Genomic DNA, 20,496 nt, shown 5'->3' on the forward strand with positions numbered 1-20,496 from the left:
GCCCTTCCCTGCGCACGATTGAATGTATGGACTCCGTTGTATTCATGTCCACTCATCCATGAACAATCTTTATTTGCTTCCTATACTGAATCAGCAGCACCCACGATTCAAATAACCACGAGGGAGTCTGAATGAATAACATCGCCTTGAAAGCCAGCGTCATTGCTGTCGGTTTAACGCTGGGTTCGTCATATGCCCAGGATGCGCCCATGGAGAAAGTGATTATTACGGGTTCCAATATCAAGCGTATTGATGTGGAAACCGCCACGCCGGTACAAGTATTGCGCCGCGAAGAAATTACCCGCCTTGGCGTTAATTCGGTAAGAGATATTATCGATACGTTGACCTCCTCGGATAGCAGCGCTTTATCCGATATCGGCGGCTCGAATTCATTTGCCAGCGGCGCCTCTTCCGCCTCGCTGCGTAATCTCGGCAAACAATCGACGCTGGTGTTATTAAACTCACGCCGGGTCGCACCGTATGCCCTGGCCGACTATAACGAGGTATTCACCAATCTCGATTCATTACCGCTGGACGCCATCGAGCGGGTGGAAATATTACGCAATGGCGGCTCGGCGATTTACGGTTCCGATGCGGTCGCCGGTGTGATCAACATCATTACCCGCAACGATTTCCAGGGCGTGCAGCTGCGCGCCAATTACCAGCAATCGCTGAAAAACGAGCAGTTCAAGACCAGGACCGCCAGCCTCACCGGCGGCTTCGGCGACTATCAAAAGGATGGCTACAATGTGCTGGCCAACATCGAGGTGTTCAAGCGCGACAGCGTCATCTGGCGCGATGTGCTGGATGACATCAACCCGGCTTACGGCGATAAATTCTCGGCGGTGGCGCCCGGCAGCGGCGCCATGTTCGGCCACCGTGGCGCGCCGTCCACTTTCTCTTATCCCGGCAACCTGATCGGCCAGGGACCGGTGACCGGCTGCACCACGCTGAATGCCGCCGGCCTGTGCGTCTACGACCGCTTCGCCCAGTTCGAAGCAGTGCCGAAGGCCGAGCGCGTCAGCGCGCTGGTCTCCGGCAAGCTGAAGCTGAGCGAGCAGGTGGAGGCCTATTCGGAGGTGCTGTACTCCAAGACCAAGACCAATTACATCTCGGCGCCCGGCACCTATGGCTCGACCAACCCGGACACGGTGTGGGGCAACCCGGCCACCGGCGCCGGCAAGCTGTTCGGCTACCGCTTCCTGTCGCCGGATTCGCCGCTCAACACCACCGGCGAACCGCTGGAACTACGCTACCGCTATGCCGACGCGCCGCGCGGCAATCCGAATGATAGCGACCAGTACCGCGCGCTGGCCGGCCTGCGCGGCACGCTGTCGGAGCGCTGGGACTGGGATACGGCGGTCGGCGTCATGGGCAGCAAAACCTGGTCGCGCAACAACGGCGCGCTCAGCGACAGCGGCTTCAAGGCGGTGGTCGGCGACTACACCCGGACGCTGGCCGGCGACCCAAACTGCGAGGCCAACTTCCCCGGCTATTGCGAATACACGGCAGCCGACCCGAATTTCTTCAACGGCCTGTACAAGCTGGGCCAGCAAAACTCGCCGGAAGTGCTGCGCCAGCTGTTCCCTGAACAGGGCTACGACGGCAAGATCACGCAATATTTCATCGATGGCAAGATCAGCGGCGAGATCGGCAAGATCGGCGAGCGCGCCATCGCGCTGGCGGTCGGCGGCGAGGTGCGCCATGAGAAATTCAAGATCACGCCGACCAGCAACCTGGCCAACGGCGACATCGTCGGCTACGGCGCCGCCAGTGCCGACGCCAGCCGCACCACCGAGGCGGTATTTACCGAGGTCAACCTGCCCGTCACCGACAAGCTGGAATTGGTCGGCGCCGCCCGCATCGACAAATTCCCTGGCTTCAAGGCCCATGCCTCGCCAAAAGTGGCGGCGCGCTGGGAAGTGACGCCGGCCTTCATGCTGCGCAGCACCTATGAAGGCGGCTTCCGCGCACCCAACCTGACCGAAAGTGCGCAATCGAGCAAGTTCGCCTTCGATAACGGTGTCACCGATCCGAAGCGCTGCAACCAGGCCCGTGCGCTGGCGCGCGACCTGCGCACCGCCGCCAACGCGCTGCCGGATAGCGATCCCAACCAGGCGCTGCAACTGGCGCGCGCCGACATCGTCGAACAGAACGAATGTGCGGCAGGCGTCGCCAGCGTGGTGCGCAACAATCCGGGCCTGAAGCCTGAAACCACCCGCAGCGCCACCGTCGGCTTCGTCCTGGAGCCCGTCAAGGGCAGCAATCTGTCGCTGGATTACTGGCACATCGAGCGCAAGGATGAAATCGGCCTGAAGTCGACCGACGACCTGCTGGCCTCGGAGGCCGACCAGCCGGAAGGCGTGATCACCCGTGGCGCGCTGGCATCGGACAAAACCTTCACCGCCGCCGAGCGCGCCCAGTACGGCGTCACCACCGGGCCGCTGCTGTCAACCTCGGGCCGCTTCGAGAACGTGTCGCGGACCAAGACCAGCGGCATCGACCTCAGCGCCAACACCCGCTTCGACACCGGCATCGGCCGCGTCGACCTGGGCCTGAACGCCACCCGCCTGCTGCAGCTGAAAAACTTCAGCTCGACACGCAACGACTACGGCGACAATCTGGCCGGCCGCTACAGCTATCCGAAAACCGTGGCCAACCTGACGTCAACGCTGCGCACGGGCGCCTTCAGCAACGGCCTGCGCCTGGTGTACCAGAGCAAGACCTCGCTGCACGGCGATTTCTTCGACGAGGTCTACACCGACCAGGGTTGCGTCGACCTGGAGTGGAACGCCAGCGAATGCCAGGTCAAGGCTTACGGCCGGCTGGATTACACCTTCAGCTACAGCGGCATCAAGGACCTGACGCTGTCGCTGTACGTGCGCAACATCACCAACCGCCGGCCACCGCTTGACCTGCGTGAGTTCTCCGAGCAAGGCGGCGTGATCCCGCAAAACATCGCCGACGTCCAGGGCCGCTCGGTGCGCGTGACCGCCGAGTACCGCTTCCGCTAGACGAAAAAAAGGCCACCGCGAGGTGGCCTTCTGCATGCAACAGCGAAGATTACTTCGCGTTCATCAGTGCAACAGTGGTGTCCAGCATGCGGTTCGAGAAGCCCCACTCGTTGTCATACCACGACGACACTTTGACCAGGCGGCCCGACACCTTGGTCAGCGTCGAATCGAAGTTCGACGAGGCCGGGTTGTGGTTGAAGTCGATCGATACCAGCGGTTCGGTCTGGTAGGTCAGCACTTCTTTCAGCGCGCCTTCCGAAGCGGCTTTCATCAGCGCGTTGACTTCTTCGACGGTGGTGTCGCGCTTGGCGATGAACGACAGGTCGACCAGCGAGACATTGATGGTCGGCACGCGGATCGCGAAACCGTCCAGCTTGCCGTTCAGCTCAGGCAGCACCAGGCCAACCGCAGCGGCAGCGCCGGTCTTGGTCGGGATCATGCTCATGGTGGCCGAACGGGCGCGGCGCAGGTCTTCATGCATCACGTCCGACAGCACCTGGTCGTTGGTGTAAGCGTGCACGGTGGTCATCAGGCCGGTTTCCAGGCCGATGGCGTCGTTCAGCGGCTTGACCAGCGGCGCCAGGCAGTTGGTGGTGCACGAAGCGTTCGAGATCACGGTGTCCGTGGCTTTCAGCACTTGCTGATTGACGCCGTAGACGATGGTGGCGTCGACATCCTTGCCGCCCGGTGCCGAGATGATGACTTTCTTGGCGCCGCCTTTCAGGTGGGCCGAAGCTTTTTCCTTGGTGGTGAAGAAGCCGGTGCACTCCAGCACCACGTCCACGCCCAGGTCGCCCCATGGGATTTCAGCCGGGTTGCGCTGAGCGAACACGCGGATCACGTCACCGTTGACGATCATGTTGTCGCCATCGACTTCCACGGTGCCAGGGAACTTGCCGTGGGCGGTGTCGTAGCGGGTCAGGTGGGCGTTCGACTTGGCGTCGCCGAGGTCATTGATCGCCACGATCTGGATGTCTTGCTTTTTGCCGCCTTCGTAGAAAGCACGCAGTACATTACGGCCGATGCGGCCGTAGCCGTTGATTGCTACTTTGATCGTCATACTTTGCTCCTGATTAAAAATATTGTTAATGCAACCAGCAATTATAGATTAAGCAATGACCGCTTTGACTTTCGCGACGACATTTTCGACGGTGAAGCCGAAATGCTTGAACAGCACGCCCGCCGGCGCCGACTCGCCGAAGGTATCGATACCGACCACAGCGCCTTCCAGACCAACATATTTGTACCAGAAGTCGGTGACGCCGGCTTCGATCGCCACACGTGGCACGCCCTTGGTCAGCACGGCGGCCTTGTAGGCGGCTTCCTGACGGTCGAACACATCGGTCGACGGCATCGACACCACGCGCGCCACAATGCCTTCGGCAGCCAGCGCCGAGGCAGCGGCTTGCGCCAGTTCGATTTCCGAACCGGTGGCGATCAGCGTGACTTTGGCGTCGGCCGCTTCTTTCAGCACGTAGCCGCCGCGGGCGATATCGGCGATCTGCGCGTCGCTGCGCTCCTGGTACGGCAGGTTCTGGCGCGAGAAGATCAGCGTCGACGGGCCATCCTTGCGCTTGACCGCCGCGCCCCACGCCACCATCGATTCGGTGGTGTCGCACGGACGCCAGTTGTCCAGGTTAGGAATCAGGCGCAGCGACGAGACGTGCTCGACCGACTGGTGGGTCGGGCCGTCTTCGCCCAGGCCGATCGAATCGTGGGTGAACACAAAGATCGAACGCTGTTTCATCAGCGCAGCCATGCGCAGCGCGTTGCGGCTGTAATCGGCAAAGGTCAGGAAGGTGGCGCCGAACGGGATGTAGCCGCCGTGCAGGGCAACACCGTTCATGATCGCCGACATGCCGAACTCACGCACACCGTAGTTGATGTGATTGCCTGGCTGGCCGGAACGCACTGGCGTGATTTCCTTCCAGTTGGTCAGGTTGGAACCGGTCAGGTCGGCCGAACCGCCAAGGAATTCCGGCAGCACTGGCGCCAGCGCTTGAATCGCGTTCTGGCTGGCCTTGCGGGTGGCGATGTTTTCTTTCTTCTCGACGGTAGCGGCAATGCCTGCTGCCAGCGCGGCGTCGAAGTTGCCTGGCAGTTCGCCGGCCATGCGGCGGCTCAGTTCTGCGGCTTCTTGCGGGTATTTGGCGGTGTATTCGGCGAACTTGGCAGCCCAGTCGGCTTCCAGCGTGGCGCCGGCCGATTTGAAGTCCCAGGCGGCGTAGACGTCGGCCGGCACTTCAAACGGGGCGGCGCTCCAGCCGATGTATTCACGGACGGCAGCCACTTCCTTGTCGCCCAGCGCGGCGCCGTGCACCTTGTCGCCGCCTTGCAGGTTAGGCGAGCCTTTGCCGATCACGGTCTTGCAGCAGATCAGGGTTGGCTTGCCGGCTTGCTTGGCGGCTTCGATGGCGGCTGCAACTGCGTTGACATCGTGACCATCGACCGCGCGGATGACGTTCCAGCCATAGGCTTCGAAACGCGCCGGGGTGTCGTCGGTGAACCAGCCTTCGACTTTACCGTCGATCGAAATGCCGTTATCGTCGTACAGGGCGATCAGTTTCTTCAGGCCCAGCGTGCCAGCCAGTGCGCAGGCTTCGTGCGAGATGCCTTCCATCAGGCAGCCGTCGCCGACAAAAGCGTAGGTGTAGTGGTCGACCACGTCCAGGCCTGGCTTGTTGAATTCGCTTGCCAGCAGCCATTCAGCCAGCGCCATGCCGACCGCGTTGGCGATACCCTGGCCCAGCGGGCCGGTGGTGGTTTCTACGCCCGGGGTGTAGCCCACTTCCGGGTGGCCCGGCGTCTTGGAGTGCATCTGACGGAACGATTTGATGTCGTCCATGGTCACCGCATAGCCGCTCAGGTGCAGCAGCGCGTAGTGCAGCATGGAGCCGTGGCCATTCGACAGCAGGAAACGGTCGCGGTTCACCCAGCCTGGGTTGGCCGGGTTGTGGCGGTAATGGCCACTCCACAGCGCAACAGCGATCTCGGCCATGCCCATCGGCATGCCTGGGTGGCCGGAATTGGCCTTCTGGACGGCGTCCATGGCCAGCGCGCGGATCGCATTAGCCTTTTGTGGGTGTGGGAGCGTAGAAGTCATCGTAGATATCACGGAAGTATGGAAACTGTGAGCAAGGGCGGCGCTTGCAGAGCCCATTATTTTACCAGACGATGACATGGACCATTTAAAATTGCAGCTCTAACTTGACCGGACTTACGTATGCCCCGCTTTTTCTGCCCCCAGCCGCTGGCCGTCGGCCAGCTGGTCCAGCTGCCGGACACGGTCGCCCATCATATACAAGTGCTGCGCCTGGCCCCGGACGCGCTGATCACACTATTTAATGGCGACGGCGGCGAATACACGGCGGTGCTGACCGAGGTGGCGCGCCGCAGCGCCAGCGTCGAGATCAAGGCGCACACCGCGCGCGAGGTCGAGCTGCCGTTCGCGGTGACGCTGGCACAGGCGCTGCCCGAGGGCAGCAAGATGGACTGGATTATCGAAAAAGCCATCGAACTGGGCGTGTCCGGCATCCAGCCGCTGGCGGCGCAGCGCTGCGTGGTGCGGCTGTCGGCCGAGCGCGCCGAGAAGAAGCTGGAGCACTGGCGGGGCATCATCGTCTCGGCCTCCGAGCAGAGCGGCCGCAACCGGCTGGCGCAGCTGGCCGCGCCGCAAGACTATAAACAGTGGATCACCCAGCAGGACCTGCACCGCCGCATCATCCTGACGCCGCGCGCGGAACAGTCGCTGGCCGACTGGGCGAAACACCAGCCGCCGCAGGCGGTGACGCTGGTGGTCGGCCCCGAGGGCGGCCTCAACGAAGCAGAGGAAAGCGACGCCATCCGCCACGGTGCCTTGCCGCTGGCGATGGGCCCGCGCATCCTGCGCACCGAGACCGCCGGCCTGTCGGCGCTGGCCATGCTTGCCGCATTTTGGGGAGGCATGTAACGAAATGTAGCATGAATGTAACAAAATGATGCATTGCTTCCGGCATTAACCTAGTTTTACGCTTGCATGGATTTTGCAATGAAAGCTGCAGGGCTATAATTTTTTTCATGGCCATGCGCGGTTTTCCGCTCCATACCAACGTAACTGTCGGAAGTGATACATCAAATGCTCAATTCTCGCGCAGCACAGCCAGAGATTTCCATGCTGGAAGCGGCCGCCATCCAGGCGGCCCAGGGCGGCAAGGAAGAAGACGCGGCACGCATGTGGGCGCGCATTCTTGACCTGCAGCCTCAACACCCCCTTGCCCTCAGCGCGCTCGGCAAGCGCGCCTTCCGCTACGGCGACGTGGCAACCGCGCACCGCGCCTTCACCCGGCTGACCGCAGCCGCTCCGGAAGATCCGCAAAGCTGGATCAACCTGGCGCTGGCCTGCCAGGGCATGAAGGACGAAACCGGCGAGGAAAATGCCATCCATCAGGCGCTGGTGGCCGATCCTTCGCACATGGTGGCGCTGATCATGCGCGCCAACCTGCTGGAGCGCCAGGGCAAGAACCACCAGTCGGCCTCGGTGTATGGCGCGGTGGCAGCGGTGGCGCCGCCGCTGGAACAGCTCGAACCTGGCCTGCGCGGCGCGGTGGAACATGCGATGCGCTATGTCGACGACTACAATGCCGGCTATGGCCGCTTCCTCGACGACTTCCTCGAACAGCAGTACCAGGAGCACCGTGGCGATGACCTGCGCCGCTTCCGCGACTCGATTGACATCATGCTCGGCCGTAAGCGCCGCTATGATTCGCAATCGCTGCTGTACCACTATCCCGGCCTGGCGCCCTACGCCTTTTTCCCGCGCGAAAACTTCCCGTGGCTGGATGCGATCGAGGCCGGCACCGACGTCATCCGCGATGAATTCCTGCAGGTGCTGGAGCGCCAGCAAGGCTTCACGCCCTACCTGACCTATGCCGACGACGTGCCGCACAATCAGCTCGCCGAACTGAACAACTCACCTGACTGGAGCGCCTTCCATCTGCTGAAGGATGGCGTGCCGGTGCCGGAAAACATCGCCCAGTGCCCGCGCACCATGGAATTGCTGGCCGCTGCGCCGCAGCCGGACCAGCCCGGCCGCACGCCGGTGGCGATGTTCTCGCTGCTCAAGCCGAAGACCCGCATCCCGGCCCACGTCGGCGCCAGCAACGCCCGCCTGCTGACCCACCTGCCGCTGATTATTCCATCCGATTGCGGTTTCCGCGTCGGCAGCGAAACGCGCGCCTGGGTGCCGGGTCAGGCCTGGGTATTCGACGACACCATCGAGCACGAGGCCTGGAACAATAGCGACAAGCTGCGCGTCATCATGATTTTCGACATCTGGCATCCGCACCTGTCGCCGGCCGAGCGCGAGATGATCACCGCCCTCACCGATGGCATCAACCGCTTCCGTGGCCAGCAAGGCGGCTACGGCGGCTGAGCCTCTTGCTGCCAGATGACAACGGCGCCTGCGGGCGCCGTTGTTATTTGCTTCGGACGAAAAAAAAACGGCGCCCGAAGGCGCCGTCTGGACTGAGCTAGCTCAGATTAGAAACGTGCGGTCACGTTCATGTAGATGAAGCGGCCCAGCGAGTCGTACACCTGTGGATAGGTGTTGCCGTTGGCGAAGCCAGCAGCAGCGGTCACGTTGGTCGACACCAGTGGAGGATCTTTGTCGAACAGGTTGTTGATACCTGCGCTCAAAGTGATCTTCTTGGTCAGTGGATACTGCAGGTTCAGGTCGAAGTAGCTACGCGAAGCCAGGTGATCTTCGATCTTGGCCGGTGCTGCGCCGCCCAGCAGTTCGTTGTCGCTCAGCAGTTCCGACTTGGTTTTGCCCATATAGCGCCAGGTCGCAGCGATATCCAGTTTCCAAGGGGTCGACCAGCTGGCGCGGAACTTGTGACGCCATTTCGGAGTCGGGGTGCCGCAGGTTGCGCCGAAGTAGCCGACGCAATCGTACTCGCCCAGGCCCGGAACGTTTTCAACGGTCGAGGTTTTCATCAGGGTGCCGTTCAGGTTCAGACCCAGGCTACCCCATTGGCCCATACGCTGGTTATACGCTGCACCCAGATCGAAACCGGTGGTGCCAACCGAACCGATGTTGGCGTTGGTGGCGGTGATGTAGCCGTTGGTGGTCAGCCACAGCGAACCTTGGTTGTCACGCTTGACCAGCGAGCAGAATATCGGGCTGCCGGTGGTCAGACACTGGTTCAGAGCGATCGATGGATCCACCGTCGAAATGGTGTCTTCAATCTTGATGTTGAAGTAATCCAGCGTCAGCGTCAGGTTTTTCACCGGATTCAGCACCAGGCCCAGGGTGTAGGTGGTGCCGCGCTCTGGTGCCAGGTTCGGGTTACCGCCGGTCAGGCTCTGGTACTGGTTAGCCGAGTTGTTCTCGATATGGCCGTACTGGGCAGCGGTAACACCGGTGCGTGCGCACTCTGCTGCGCTAGCGGTCAGAGTCGTGCTGCCGATGGCGCCCGAGCATGGGTCTTGTGCAGGACCGCCGTTGCCAACCGATTGCGGGTTGTACAGGTTGGCGATGGTCGGTGCACGCACTGCGCGCTGGTAGCTGCCGCGCAGGCTGAACTGATCCACCACGGCCCAGTCAACACCAGCACCGTAGGTATTGGTTTTGCGCTCGGTGCTGTAGTCCGAATGACGGTAGGAACCACTCAGGTTCAGCGACTTGGCGAAGGCGACGTTTTCCAGCAGTGGCAGGCGGAACTCACCGAAGATTTCCTTGACCGAATAGCCGTTGGTCAGTGGAGGCGCTGCGCCGCTACCGCCCGACAGGTCGCCCGACAGCGAGGTTTCATCCGGATCGAAGACCAGCTTTTCCGAACGATGTTCGACACCGAACGACACACCCAGACCACCGGTTGCCCAAGGCGTCTTGATGCCGTAGTTGCCCAGGTCGGTACCAATGTTACCGCCGTAGATGATCTGCTGCACATAGCCGCTGATCTGACCGGAGGTGCTCAGGTAAGCCAGTTGTTCCGGGGTAATGGCGCCGCCGTACAGGTTGTACGGTACGCAGTTAGGATCTTCACCGCTGATGACGGAGGCGCAGACTGCTTTACCGCTGGCGTCAGGACGGACATCCATGGCCTTGGCGATACGTGCTGCGGAGAAGTAGTTCTTGCTCTTTTCCGAGTGGTTGACGCGGGCGTACTGGCCGAATACGTCGTAGCTCCAGTTGTTGATCTCGCCTTTCACGCCCAGGACTTCGCGGAACGAGGTGTCGCTGATCGAGCTGATACGTGGACCGCCTTCGACGTTACGCTTGCCGATGGTGGCTACCGTGGTCGAGGTTGGATCGCCCTTGGTCAGGCCCAGTGCGTTCAGCCAGGCATCGCTCAGCAGCGGGTTGTCGCCGCGCAGCGTGGTCTGTACACCGTAGAAGATACCGCCCGAAGCGATCTGCGCGTCGGTCGAGTAGTTGTGGAAGCCGAATTCGCTGTAGACGCGGGCTTTCTCGTTCAGGTCGTAGTGCGCCTGGGCGGTGAAGTTGTAGTTCTTCGAAGGACGCTGCAGGTAGTTCAACGGACCGAAGTTGTACGCGTCGGTAGTGGCGTTGTAAGCACGTACCGTGCCGTTGCCGCCGTTGGTGAACGCGCCTTTGGAGGTGGTCACGCGGCCGCTGGCCTGGGTGCCCGAACCCGAGCAGCTGTAGCCGGCGGAGCCGCCAGACAGTGCGCACGAGGTGAAGTCGCGCTGCGATTGCAGGGCGGCATCGGTGTCTTTGTAGCTGAAGTAGACAGTCGCGTTACCTTTGCCGTCGGCAAAGTTGCCGCCCATCAGAACGCTCACGTCTTTGGTTTTACCATCGAAGTTGGCATCGCCTGGCACTGGATAGTTGCGGGCCTTGACCACCGACGCCACATCGTTGTGCTGTGAGTGGTTGTAGCCGGCCAGATTGGCCTGGACTTCCACGCCTTCAAAGTTGTCGCGCAGGATGAAGTTGACCACACCCGCGACCGCGCCCGCACCGTAGACGGCGCCGGCGCCGCCGGTCAGCACTTCAACGCGCTTGATCAGGCCAGTTGGAATCTCGTTCAAGTCAGGCGCGGAGGTTTGCACGCTACCCGCTGGCAGACGCTTGCCGTTGACCAGCACCAGAGTGCGGTCGGCGCCCAGGTTACGCAGGTTGACGGTAGCGGTACCGGTTGCACCGTTCGACACGGCAGCGCCCTGGCCAGCGAAAGCCTGTGGCAGGTTGTTCAGCAGGTCTTCTGCAGTACGCACGCCATCGGCCTTGATGTCCTTGGCACTCAGCACGGTCACCGGGCTGGAGCCTTCGGTCACCAGGGTCGGAATACGCGAGCCGGTAACTTCCACTTTTTGCATGGCTTCTGGCGCGGCTTCCTGTGCCATTGCCGCAGCATGCATACCGAGCACGACACCGCCGACGGACATCAGGCGGATCGAGCGAGACAAGACTGTTTCCTTGATCATTGTTTCAATTCCCATGGGAGTGTGATTATTAGACGGTTCATTTTTATTTTTAATAAAAACAAAACGACCCTTTTTATATAAACCAAGCCAAAACACGAATTAATCTGGATAAAAAAAATCCGAATTTTGCGGGCAATCCAATTCAATTTTATTCTCGGTCTTATCGGTGCCTGTTTCATGCTCAGTGAAATAAACACCAATCTTTCCGTTGTTCATGGAAACATAGCCTGCGAAGCGTTGTCAACGCATCTGCGTTGGGCCGGACGTCCGAGCGGACAGTGCTAAAAAAAATCGCACCGCTTTGGAGCGTCATGCAAAAAACAAGTAAGCTTATACGAATGTTATATTTTTAGCACTATTTCGTAATTGTCTTTTTTAAACAACAGGATCGGCAAAAACGCACCGTAAGCGGGCAAAAACTTATTTTATGAATATCAAAAGTTATCCTTGAATCATGATTACTATCGCAGAAAAACAACAGATCAGCACACTTATTGGCCTGCTGCATGAAAAGCAGATATTCCGGATACTGTCATCAAAATTTCTCGCCTGTGCACAAATAGCCACTGAAAATCAACGAAAACCAGCGGCTAACCAAAACAAACCACATCGAAAGGCGCAGTTTGCCGCCGTGCTTTTCACCTCCGATGTTACAAATTACATGCTCGGATGCAATTAAATAACAGGGTTTTCGGGCCACGGTGCAGGCTTGAACCAATTTGGTGCAAGTCGCCCTTTTACAACAAACTGAGGATTTGCAAGCCTGCTGAATGCTTCAGTAGTGAAGATTTTGCATGGCTGCTCAGGCGGCCACCAGCAACAATTAATTATGTTGAAACAAACTCTGTTATTTAAAACTTCTATAAAGACTTTAAACCCGGATATCCCCACAAGGTTTCAAGTTGCAACATTGCAAGACAAATTCACCTCGGCGCAGGCCCGGTCAAGACGGTAAAATATCGGCCTGACCAAGCCATGACGCCTAAACAGCGTCCTACCAGGAACCCATCATGTTGCGACTCAACGAAGTAAAGCTGCCTCTCGACCATGCCGAGGAGGCGCTGTCTGCCGCCATTCTGGCGCGCCTGTCCATCCCCGCCGCCGACCTGCTCGGCTTCACTGTTTACAAGCGCAGCTACGACGCGCGCAAGAAATCCGCCATCGTGCTGATCTACGCGCTGGACATCGAAGTGGCCAATGAAGCAGCCGTGCTGCAACGCCTGCAGCATGATGTGCACCTGATGCCGTCGCCGGACATGGCATACAACTATGTCGCCGACGGCCAGGCGCTGGCCGCGCACCCGGATTTCCAACGCCCGGTGGTGATCGGCATCGGCCCGTGCGGGCTGCTGGCGGCGCTGATCCTGGCGCAGATGGGCCTGCGCCCGATCATCGTCGAGCGCGGCAAGGTAGTGCGCGAACGCACCGTCGACACCTTCGGCTTCTGGCGCCAGCGCAAGCTGAATCCGGAATCGAATGTGCAGTTCGGCGAAGGCGGCGCCGGCACCTTCTCCGACGGCAAGCTGTACAGCCAGATCAAGGACCCGAAACATTACGGCCGCAAGGTGCTGACCGAGTTCGTCAAGGCTGGCGCGCCGGAGGAAATCATCTACGTCAGCAAGCCGCACATCGGCACTTTCCGCCTGGTCAAGATGGTGGAATCGATGCGCGAAACCATTGAAGCGCTGGGCGGCGAGTACCGCTTCGAGAGCAAGGTCACCGACATCGATGTCGAGGAAACCGCCGACGGCCGCCAGATCCGCGGCATCACGCTGGAGAGCGGCGAGAAGATCGCCACCCAGCACGTGGTGCTGGCGATCGGCCACAGCGCGCGCGATACCTTTGAAATGCTGTATGAACGCGGCGTGTATATTGAAGCCAAGCCGTTCTCGATCGGTTTCCGCGTCGAGCACCCGCAATCGCTGATCGACGCCTGCCGCTTCGGCCCCAACGCCGGCCACCCGATCCTCGGCGCGGCCGACTACAAGCTGGTGCACCACGCCGCCAATGGCCGCGCGGTGTACAGCTTCTGCATGTGTCCGGGCGGCACGGTGGTGGCGGCGGCGTCCGAGCCGGGCCGCGTGGTCACCAATGGCATGAGCCAGTACTCGCGCAACGAGCGCAACGCCAACAGCGCGATCGTGGTCAGCATTTCGCCGGAAGTCGACTATCCGGGCCACCCGCTGGCTGGCATCGCCTTCCAGCGCGACCTCGAAGAGAAGGCATTCAAGCTGGGCGGCGGCACGTATAACGCGCCGGGCCAGCTGATGGGCGACTTTGTGGCCGGCAAGGCATCGACCGAGTTTGGCGCGGTGGTGCCGTCGTACAAGCCTGGCATCACGCTGACCGACCTGGCGCAGATCCTGCCGGAATTTGCCGTCAGCGCGCTGCGCGAAGCCTTCCCGGCGTTCGACAAGCAGCTCAAGGGCTACTTCAAGCACGACGCCGTGCTGACCGGGCTGGAGACGCGCACCTCGTCGCCGATCCGCATCAAGCGCCGCGACGACACGCTGCAAAGCCTGAACACGCGCGGCCTGTTCCCGGCCGGCGAAGGCGCGGGCTACGCCGGCGGCATCCTGTCGGCCGGCGTCGACGGCATCAAGGTCGCCGAAGCCGTCGCCCTGTCGATGGCCGCGCGGAATTCCGGTGTCAGGTCTGACATTGGTACATGAGCTCGTGTGCGATTGTCAGACCTGACACCGGTTTTAGTCGCGGACGGGGAGGCGCAGCTTGAGGCGGCAGCCGGCGCTGCCGGGCTCGCTGGCGGCCACCGCCACCTGGCCGCCCATCTGGTGCACAATGGTGTAGACGATGTGCATGCCCAGCCCGGAACCGCCCTGCCCGCGCTTGGTGGTGAAGAAGGGTTCGAATAGGCGCTCGCGCACTTCGCCGGTCAGGCCGACGCCATCGTCGGCAAACTCCAGCAGCAGCCAGCGCATGCCGCCTTCCAGCGCCAGGCGCGCCGCCAGCGTCACCTTGCCGGGACCGCCATCCGGATAACCGTGCTTGGCGGCATTCATCAACAGGTTCGACAACACCTGCGACCAGCGCCCGGCGTCCAGCCGCGTGCGCAGCTCGGGCGCGATGTCGACCTGCACCGCCAGCCCCACCTTGCGCAACTCCGGCCCATGCGCCGACACCACGCTCAGCGCATGCTCGCGCAGCGCCACCTCCGTTTCGTGCACGCTGCCCTGGTCCACCGCCAGCTGCTTGAAGTTGCCGATCAGGTCGGCCGCGCGCGCCAGATTGCGCTCGATCAGTTGCGCGCCCTCGGACAGGCGCTGCGCCATCGCCAGCAACTCCGAGCGGCTGACGCGCTCGGCGCTGACGCATTTGACCAGGTCCTCCGCATAGCTGGCCATGGTGGACGCCGCCGTCACCGCCACACCGATCGGCGTATTGACCTCGTGCGCGACGCCCGCCACCAGCGCGCCCAGCGCCACCATCTTTTCCTGTTCCACCAGCGTGGCCTGCGCCGCCAGCAAGGCATCGGTGCGGCGTTGCACCTTGGCCTCCAGCTGCTGTTCGCGATCCTGGTGCTGCAGCTCGGCAGCGCCGCGCGCGGCAAAGATCGACAGCAGCGACAGCGCCAGCAGACGCTTGTCCTCGGAGATAGGCTTGGTGTCGATCGCCGACAGGATGCCCAGCGTCTGCCCTTCGGTGTCGATCATCGGCATGCCGATATAACTCTCGGCGCGCATCTCGACCAGCAGCGTGTCGTCCGGATAGTCGGCCTGGATGCCGCTGGCATGGAAGCACATACATTGCTCGGTGACGTCCTGGCACGGCGTGTGGCGCAGACTGTATTCCATATTGGGCGCGTAGTCGGTGCCGCCCCACACCGCCAGCGTGCGGATGCCCTCGCCGTCCGCCATCGCAATCACCCGGCCGGCGATGACGTAGGCGACGTCCAGCGCCTGCGCCAGGTCGCGTACCAGTATCCGCAGAAAGTCGTCGCCGCGCGCCCGCGCCGTCGACGCGGTGATCGACCTCAGGGCCGCTTCGGCCAAGGTCCGTCCATCTGCCGCGTCGAACAGCGGCGCCTCCCCATGTTGCTCGCTCATTGCCTGGCTCCAGGTCGCTAAGTCTGCAGCCATTGTAACGTTTTTTATCTGGCTTAACTTAGATGAATATTCGGTCAGTAGCTAACACAGCTTAGCCATAATCCGGTTGAAACTTTGTATAAATGTGTAAAAAACTCGTAAATTTTGCTAAAAACCGCATTTAGTGTTGTTTATTTCAAAGTTGTTACAGAACCCTAATTGACCTGCCAAGGCGGCGAATGGTCTGATGGCCGCCACGGAATAATCCCGTAACGAGATTATTCGTAGTGGTACTTCGAATAACAAAGTCATACGTAACACCCCAAGGAGTTGATCAATGATGATGGAAACTGTTTTGTCGCGTTCGCTGCGCGTGATGTTCGCCAGCGGCGCCGCGCTGATGCTGGCACAACCGGCACTGGCCCAGGATACCGCGCCTATGCAGCGCGTTGAAATTACCGGTTCGGCAATCAAGCGTATCGACGCTGAAACCGCCGTGCCAGTCACCGTGGTGAAAATGGCCGACCTGAAAAAGGAAGGTATCACCACTGTTGAGCAAGTGATGGCCAACCTGAGCGTATCGCAAGCCTCGACCGGCACCAGCCAGTCGGTCGGACTGAGCACCGGCGGCGCTTCGTTCGCCGACCTGCGCGGTATCGGCGCCAACAAGACTCTGGTGCTGCTGAACGGCCGCCGCCTGGCCAACAACGCCATCGACGGTTCGGCTCCCGACCTGAACATGATCCCATTCGCCGCGCTGGAGCGCGTTGAAGTGCTGCGTGACGGCGCCTCGGCGCTGTACGGTTCCGACGCGGTCGGCGGCGTGATCAACTTCATCACCAAGAAAGACTACCAGGGCGGCTCCGTGACCGTGGGCGCCGACAGCGCCGAGAAACAAGGCGGCGAGTCGAGCAACTTCAACGCCAGCTATGGCTGGGGCGACCTGGACAAGCAAGGCTTCAACATTTTTGCCGTGGTGGATCGCCAGCAGCAAAACCGCCTGGGCGGCACCCAGCGTGACTTCAACACCCGCTATCCAGGCGGCCTGTCGCCGACCACCTACCCGGCCAACTGGGCGCAAGGTTCTCTGGCAGGCAACCCGAACGGTCCTGGCTGCACCGCAGCCTACCTGGTGCCTGGCAAGGATGGTCAATGCCAGATGACCACCTCGTCCTTCGTCGATTACCTGCCGAAGAGCGAACGCACCACCGGCCTGATCAAGGGTACCTTCAAGCTGAGCGAAAACCACGAACTGGGCATCGAACTGCTGTCGACCAAGAGCAAGGTTGAAACCCAGATCGCACCAGTGCCACACGGCGGCCTGTACATCAACCGCCTGCGCCCGGACGGCACCGCCAACCCGTACTTCCCGACCGCCGCCGGCCTGGACCCGACCTACATGGACGAGGTTGCCGCAGCCGTGCCTGGCGTGCAGCCTGGCTTCGTGACCGCCAAGTGGCGTAACCTGGTGGCCGGCCCGCGCGCCGATGAAAACATCAACAAGCAGAACCGTGCCGTGGTATCGCTGAAAGGCGTGGTATGGGGCTGGGATTACGATGCAGCCGTCAGCTACAACGAAAACAAGGTCACCCAGAACCTGTCCGGCTACGATGATGACAACATCATCTCGCAAGGCATTCTGAACGGCGTGATCAATGCATTCGGCGAGCAGAGCGCCGCCGGCGCCGCGCTGCTGCAAGGCGCCACGCTGGCCGGTAACCAGCGCAACTCGAAAGGCACCAACAAGGGCGCCGACCTGAAACTGAGCCGTGAAATCGGCGACTGGCTGAACACCGGCCACCAATCGGCAATTGCGGTTGGCGCCCAGTACGAGCACCAGAAGTTCCTTGATGCCGCCAACAGCGAGTTCGCCGCCAAGGTAGCCTCGTCGACCGGCCTCGACCCGAACACCCTGAACGAAGGCTCGCGCAGCGTGTCGGCGTTCTACTCGGAACTGAACGTGCCGCTGCTGAAGAACCTGGACGTCACCGCCGCCGTGCGTTATGACCGTTACAACGACTTCGGCCACACCACCAATCCGAAGTTCGGCTTCACCTTCCGTCCGGTGAACTCGCTGCTGTTCCGCGGTTCGTACTCGAAAGGCTTCCGCGCACCGTCGCTGTATGAGATCAACTCGGCCACCTCGTACACCAACTCGTCGCAAGGCAACGATCCGATCAACTGCCCAGGCGGCACCCCGGCGCCAGGCAAGCCATCGTCGTCGAACTGCGACCAGCAGTTCCAGGTGATGAACGGCGGTAACAAAAACCTGAGCCCTGAGAAGTCGAAAAACGGCACCATCGGTGTGATGTGGGAACCGGTCAACAACCTGTCGCTGAGCGCCGACTGGTGGACCATCCGCCTGACCAACCAGATCGGCATCCTGACCGATACCGACGTGCTGGCTGATCCGGTCACCTTCGCCGATTACTACCACCGCAACGTCGGCGGTAACCTGTCGACCGACGGTACCCAGTGCCCGAACCCGATCACCTGCGGCTACCTGGACCTGCGTACGCAGAATCTGGGCGACATGAACACCAACGGTGTCGACCTGTCGGCCAGCTACCGCATGCGCACCAAGGACTACGGCAACTTCACGATGAACTACTCGAGCACCTGGGTGCACAAGTATGAGTATCAGAACTTCATCGGCGACGAGATGCACCAGCGCGTAGGCGTGTACTCGGGCGACCTGCCAGTGTTCCGTTGGCAGCACACGCTGAACCTGGGCTGGTCCAAGGGCGATGTGGCTGCCGGCATGACCGGTCACTACAAGTCGGGCTATGTGGACCAGGACCCGGACAACCATGTGCCGTCGTACACCACCTGGGATGGCTATGGTTCGTGGAAAGCACTGCCAGGCCTGACCCTGACCGCCGGCGTGCGCAACCTGTTCGATCGCAAACCGCCACTGTCGTACCAGACCACCACTTTCCAGGCTGGCTACGATCCGCGCTTCACCGATCCACTGGGCCGTACCATGTACGTGCGCGCAACCTACGACTTCTAAGAAGTTGATTTGAAAATCCCCGGCCACGCTCTGCGCAGCCGGGGATTTTTTCGTCTATAGCCAGCCGGCTTTCTTGAAGCGCCGGTGCAGGTACAGGCAGACGCCAACCATGATGCAGATCGCCATCGGATAGCCGAACTTCCAGTCCAGCTCCGGCATGTATTTGAAATTCATGCCCCACAGCCCGGCAAACGCGGTGACGATCGCAAAGATCGCCGCCCATGCCGCCAGCCGCTTGTTGACTTCACTTTCCTCGATCGCCGTCATCGACAGGTTGACCTGGATCGCCGTGGCAATCGTGTCGCGGATGCCGTCCAGCGATGAACTGATGCGGTGCAGGTGGTCGTGCACATCGCGGAAGTATTCCTGCGTCTCCTGGCACATCGACGGCACCCGGCCGCCGTGCAGCCGCCCCACCGCCTCCATCAGCGGCGCCACCACATGGCGCACCGTGGTCACCTTGCCCTTCAGCTCATACAGGCGCTGGATATTGTCGCGCTGGCGGCCCTGCGTGAAAATCAGTTCCTCGATTTTTTCCAGCTCGGTTTCCAGCATGTCCAGCACCGGGAAATAGCGATCGACCACCGTATCCATCAACGCGTACAGCACGAACGCCGGGCCGAGGCGCAGCATATGCGGCTCCTTCTCGGCGCGCGCCCGCACGCTCTGGAAGCCGTGCTGGCTTTCGCCATCGCGCGACGACAGCACATAGTTCTGGCCGACGAAGATATCCACCTCGCCGACCGCCACCTCACCATCATGGCACTCGATGGTCTTCACCACCACGAACAGCGAATCACCATACTCCTCGATCTTCGGCCGCTGATGGCCGCGGCTGGCATCCTCGACCGCCAGTTCATGCAGGCCGAACTCGTGCTGCATGGTCGCCAGCTCTTCGGGCAGGGCGTCGCGCAGCGCCACCCAGACAAACGTCTCCGGTTTCTCCAGATAGTCGCTAATATCTTCCACCGGTATGTCGGCCATTTTCTTACCATCCTGGTAGGCCACACAATTAATCAGCATACGTCATCCATAAAAAAGAAAAGCCCTGGGCTTGAATAGCCCAGAGCTTACCTCAAGCGCAACAATACTTGCTTAAGCGTGTGCCAGATAGCGTGTGGGCGGCACGCCAACGTGGCGGGTGAACGCCACGCTGAAGGCGCTGGCGGAACCATAGCCGACCTGTTGCGCCACCTCGGCGACCGTGCCGCACTGCCGCAGCAGCAGCTTGGCGCGCGCCATGCGCCAGCGCAGCAGATAAGCCATCGGCGCCACGCCGACCGCGCTGCTGAAGCGCTCGAAGAAGGCCGAGCGCGACAACGCCGCTTCGCTGGCCAGTTGCGCCACGGTCCACGGCCGCGCCGAGTCCTCGTGCATGCGCCGCAGCGCCAACGCCAGCCGCTCATCGGCCAGCCCGCGCAGCAAACCCGGCGAGGCGGCAGTACCGGCGCCCGAGCGCAGCGCTTCAATCAGCAGCACTTCCAGCAGATGCGACAGCACCAGCTCACGCCCTGGCCGTTGCGCCCGCGATTCATCGCGCACCAGCTGCACCAGTGTGGCCAGCCGCTGCTCGCCACGAATATGGATCAGTTGCGGCAGCAACGACACCAGCAAGGCGGCATCCGGCGAATCGAATGCACAGTGCCCGACCAGCAAGACTGTTTCGGCCGGCCCTTCGTCCGTGCCCAGCCGGAAGGCGCCGTCAGCCAGCGCCAGCGGTGGCGCATCGGCGGCGGTGTCCGGCGGCGGTTGCAGGCTGGTCATCGCAAACTCGTGCGACTCGGGGATCAGCACAAAATCCCCCTGCCGCAGCGGCAACGGTTCCTGGCCGCCGACGGTCAGCTGGCTGACGCCTTCCAGCACCACGCAATAAAACGGCTGCCCCGCATGCGAGCGCCGCACGCGCCAGGCGCCCGCACCGCTGACCACCTTGGAGTAGCGGGCGCGCGGCTGCAACAAGGTCACGACCTCCGCCAATGGATCGATCATCTCCGGA

General features: G+C 61.4%; 12 protein-coding genes. 6 read left to right on the plus strand and 6 right to left on the minus strand.

Going from position 1 to position 20,496, the window contains the following annotated elements:
* Positions 1–131: 131 nt before the first annotated feature.
* Positions 132–3,014, plus strand: coding sequence for a TonB-dependent receptor domain-containing protein (locus BLS51_RS22700; protein WP_090189467.1), 2,883 nt, complete (start codon positions 132–134; stop codon positions 3,012–3,014).
* Positions 3,015–3,063: 49 nt separating this feature from the next.
* On the opposite strand, the gene gap is transcribed toward BLS51_RS22700, so the two are convergent.
* Together gap and tkt are read right to left on the minus strand one after the other, a co-directional pair.
* Complete coding sequence (gene gap / locus BLS51_RS22705; RefSeq protein WP_090189465.1) at positions 3,064–4,074, minus strand: type I glyceraldehyde-3-phosphate dehydrogenase; 1,011 nt, start codon at positions 4,072–4,074, stop codon at positions 3,064–3,066.
* Positions 4,075–4,122: 48 nt separating this feature from the next.
* A complete protein-coding gene (gene tkt, locus BLS51_RS22710; RefSeq protein ID WP_090189462.1) occupies positions 4,123–6,117 on the minus strand; it encodes a transketolase in 1,995 nt (664 codons plus the stop codon).
* Between the two features lie 120 nt (positions 6,118–6,237).
* Here tkt and BLS51_RS22715 point away from each other — a divergent pair, with 120 nt between their 5' ends.
* Together BLS51_RS22715 and BLS51_RS22720 are read left to right on the plus strand one after the other, a co-directional pair.
* On the plus strand, positions 6,238–6,963 hold the full coding sequence (locus tag BLS51_RS22715; protein ID WP_090189460.1) for a 16S rRNA (uracil(1498)-N(3))-methyltransferase: 726 nt from the start codon (positions 6,238–6,240) through the stop codon (positions 6,961–6,963).
* 165 nt (positions 6,964–7,128) lie between these two features.
* A complete protein-coding gene (locus BLS51_RS22720) occupies positions 7,129–8,424 on the plus strand; it encodes an aspartyl/asparaginyl beta-hydroxylase domain-containing protein (protein WP_090189457.1) in 1,296 nt (431 codons plus the stop codon).
* Between the two features lie 107 nt (positions 8,425–8,531).
* Here BLS51_RS22720 and BLS51_RS22725 read toward each other — a convergent pair whose 3' ends face one another.
* Positions 8,532–11,426, minus strand: coding sequence for a TonB-dependent receptor domain-containing protein (locus tag BLS51_RS22725; protein ID WP_229207711.1), 2,895 nt, complete (start codon positions 11,424–11,426; stop codon positions 8,532–8,534).
* Positions 11,427–11,898: 472 nt separating this feature from the next.
* On the opposite strand from BLS51_RS22725, the gene BLS51_RS29550 reads away from it, so the two are divergent.
* Both BLS51_RS29550 and BLS51_RS22730 read left to right on the plus strand, forming a co-directional pair.
* Entirely contained in the window at positions 11,899–12,123 is a 225-nt protein-coding gene (locus BLS51_RS29550) for a hypothetical protein (protein WP_139168770.1), read from the plus strand.
* A gap of 331 nt (positions 12,124–12,454) precedes the next feature.
* Positions 12,455–14,116, plus strand: coding sequence for an NAD(P)/FAD-dependent oxidoreductase (locus tag BLS51_RS22730; protein ID WP_090189453.1), 1,662 nt, complete (start codon positions 12,455–12,457; stop codon positions 14,114–14,116).
* Positions 14,117–14,149: 33 nt separating this feature from the next.
* Here the strand turns inward: BLS51_RS22730 and BLS51_RS22735 are convergent, their stop codons facing one another.
* The gene (locus BLS51_RS22735) at positions 14,150–15,508 is read right to left on the minus strand and encodes a GAF domain-containing sensor histidine kinase (protein WP_175472659.1); all 1,359 of its coding nucleotides are present in this window, start codon (positions 15,506–15,508) and stop codon (positions 14,150–14,152) included.
* Between the two features lie 316 nt (positions 15,509–15,824).
* Here BLS51_RS22735 and BLS51_RS22740 point away from each other — a divergent pair, with 316 nt between their 5' ends.
* Positions 15,825–18,500 (plus strand): TonB-dependent receptor, encoded by a 2,676-nt coding sequence (locus tag BLS51_RS22740; protein WP_090189449.1) that lies wholly within the window; start codon positions 15,825–15,827, stop codon positions 18,498–18,500.
* A 54-nt stretch (positions 18,501–18,554) separates the two neighbouring features.
* Here the strand turns inward: BLS51_RS22740 and corA are convergent, their stop codons facing one another.
* Both corA and BLS51_RS22750 read right to left on the minus strand, forming a co-directional pair.
* Positions 18,555–19,523, minus strand: a complete 969-nt coding sequence (gene corA / locus BLS51_RS22745) for a magnesium/cobalt transporter CorA (protein ID WP_090189447.1) — start codon at positions 19,521–19,523, stop codon at positions 18,555–18,557.
* A gap of 72 nt (positions 19,524–19,595) precedes the next feature.
* The gene (locus BLS51_RS22750; RefSeq protein WP_090189445.1) at positions 19,596–20,489 is read right to left on the minus strand and encodes an AraC family transcriptional regulator; all 894 of its coding nucleotides are present in this window, start codon (positions 20,487–20,489) and stop codon (positions 19,596–19,598) included.
* Between the last annotated feature and the right edge of the window lie 7 nt (positions 20,490–20,496).

The organism is Duganella sp. OV510, assembly GCF_900100205.1.
Lineage (GTDB): Bacteria > Pseudomonadota > Gammaproteobacteria > Burkholderiales > Burkholderiaceae_D > Rugamonas.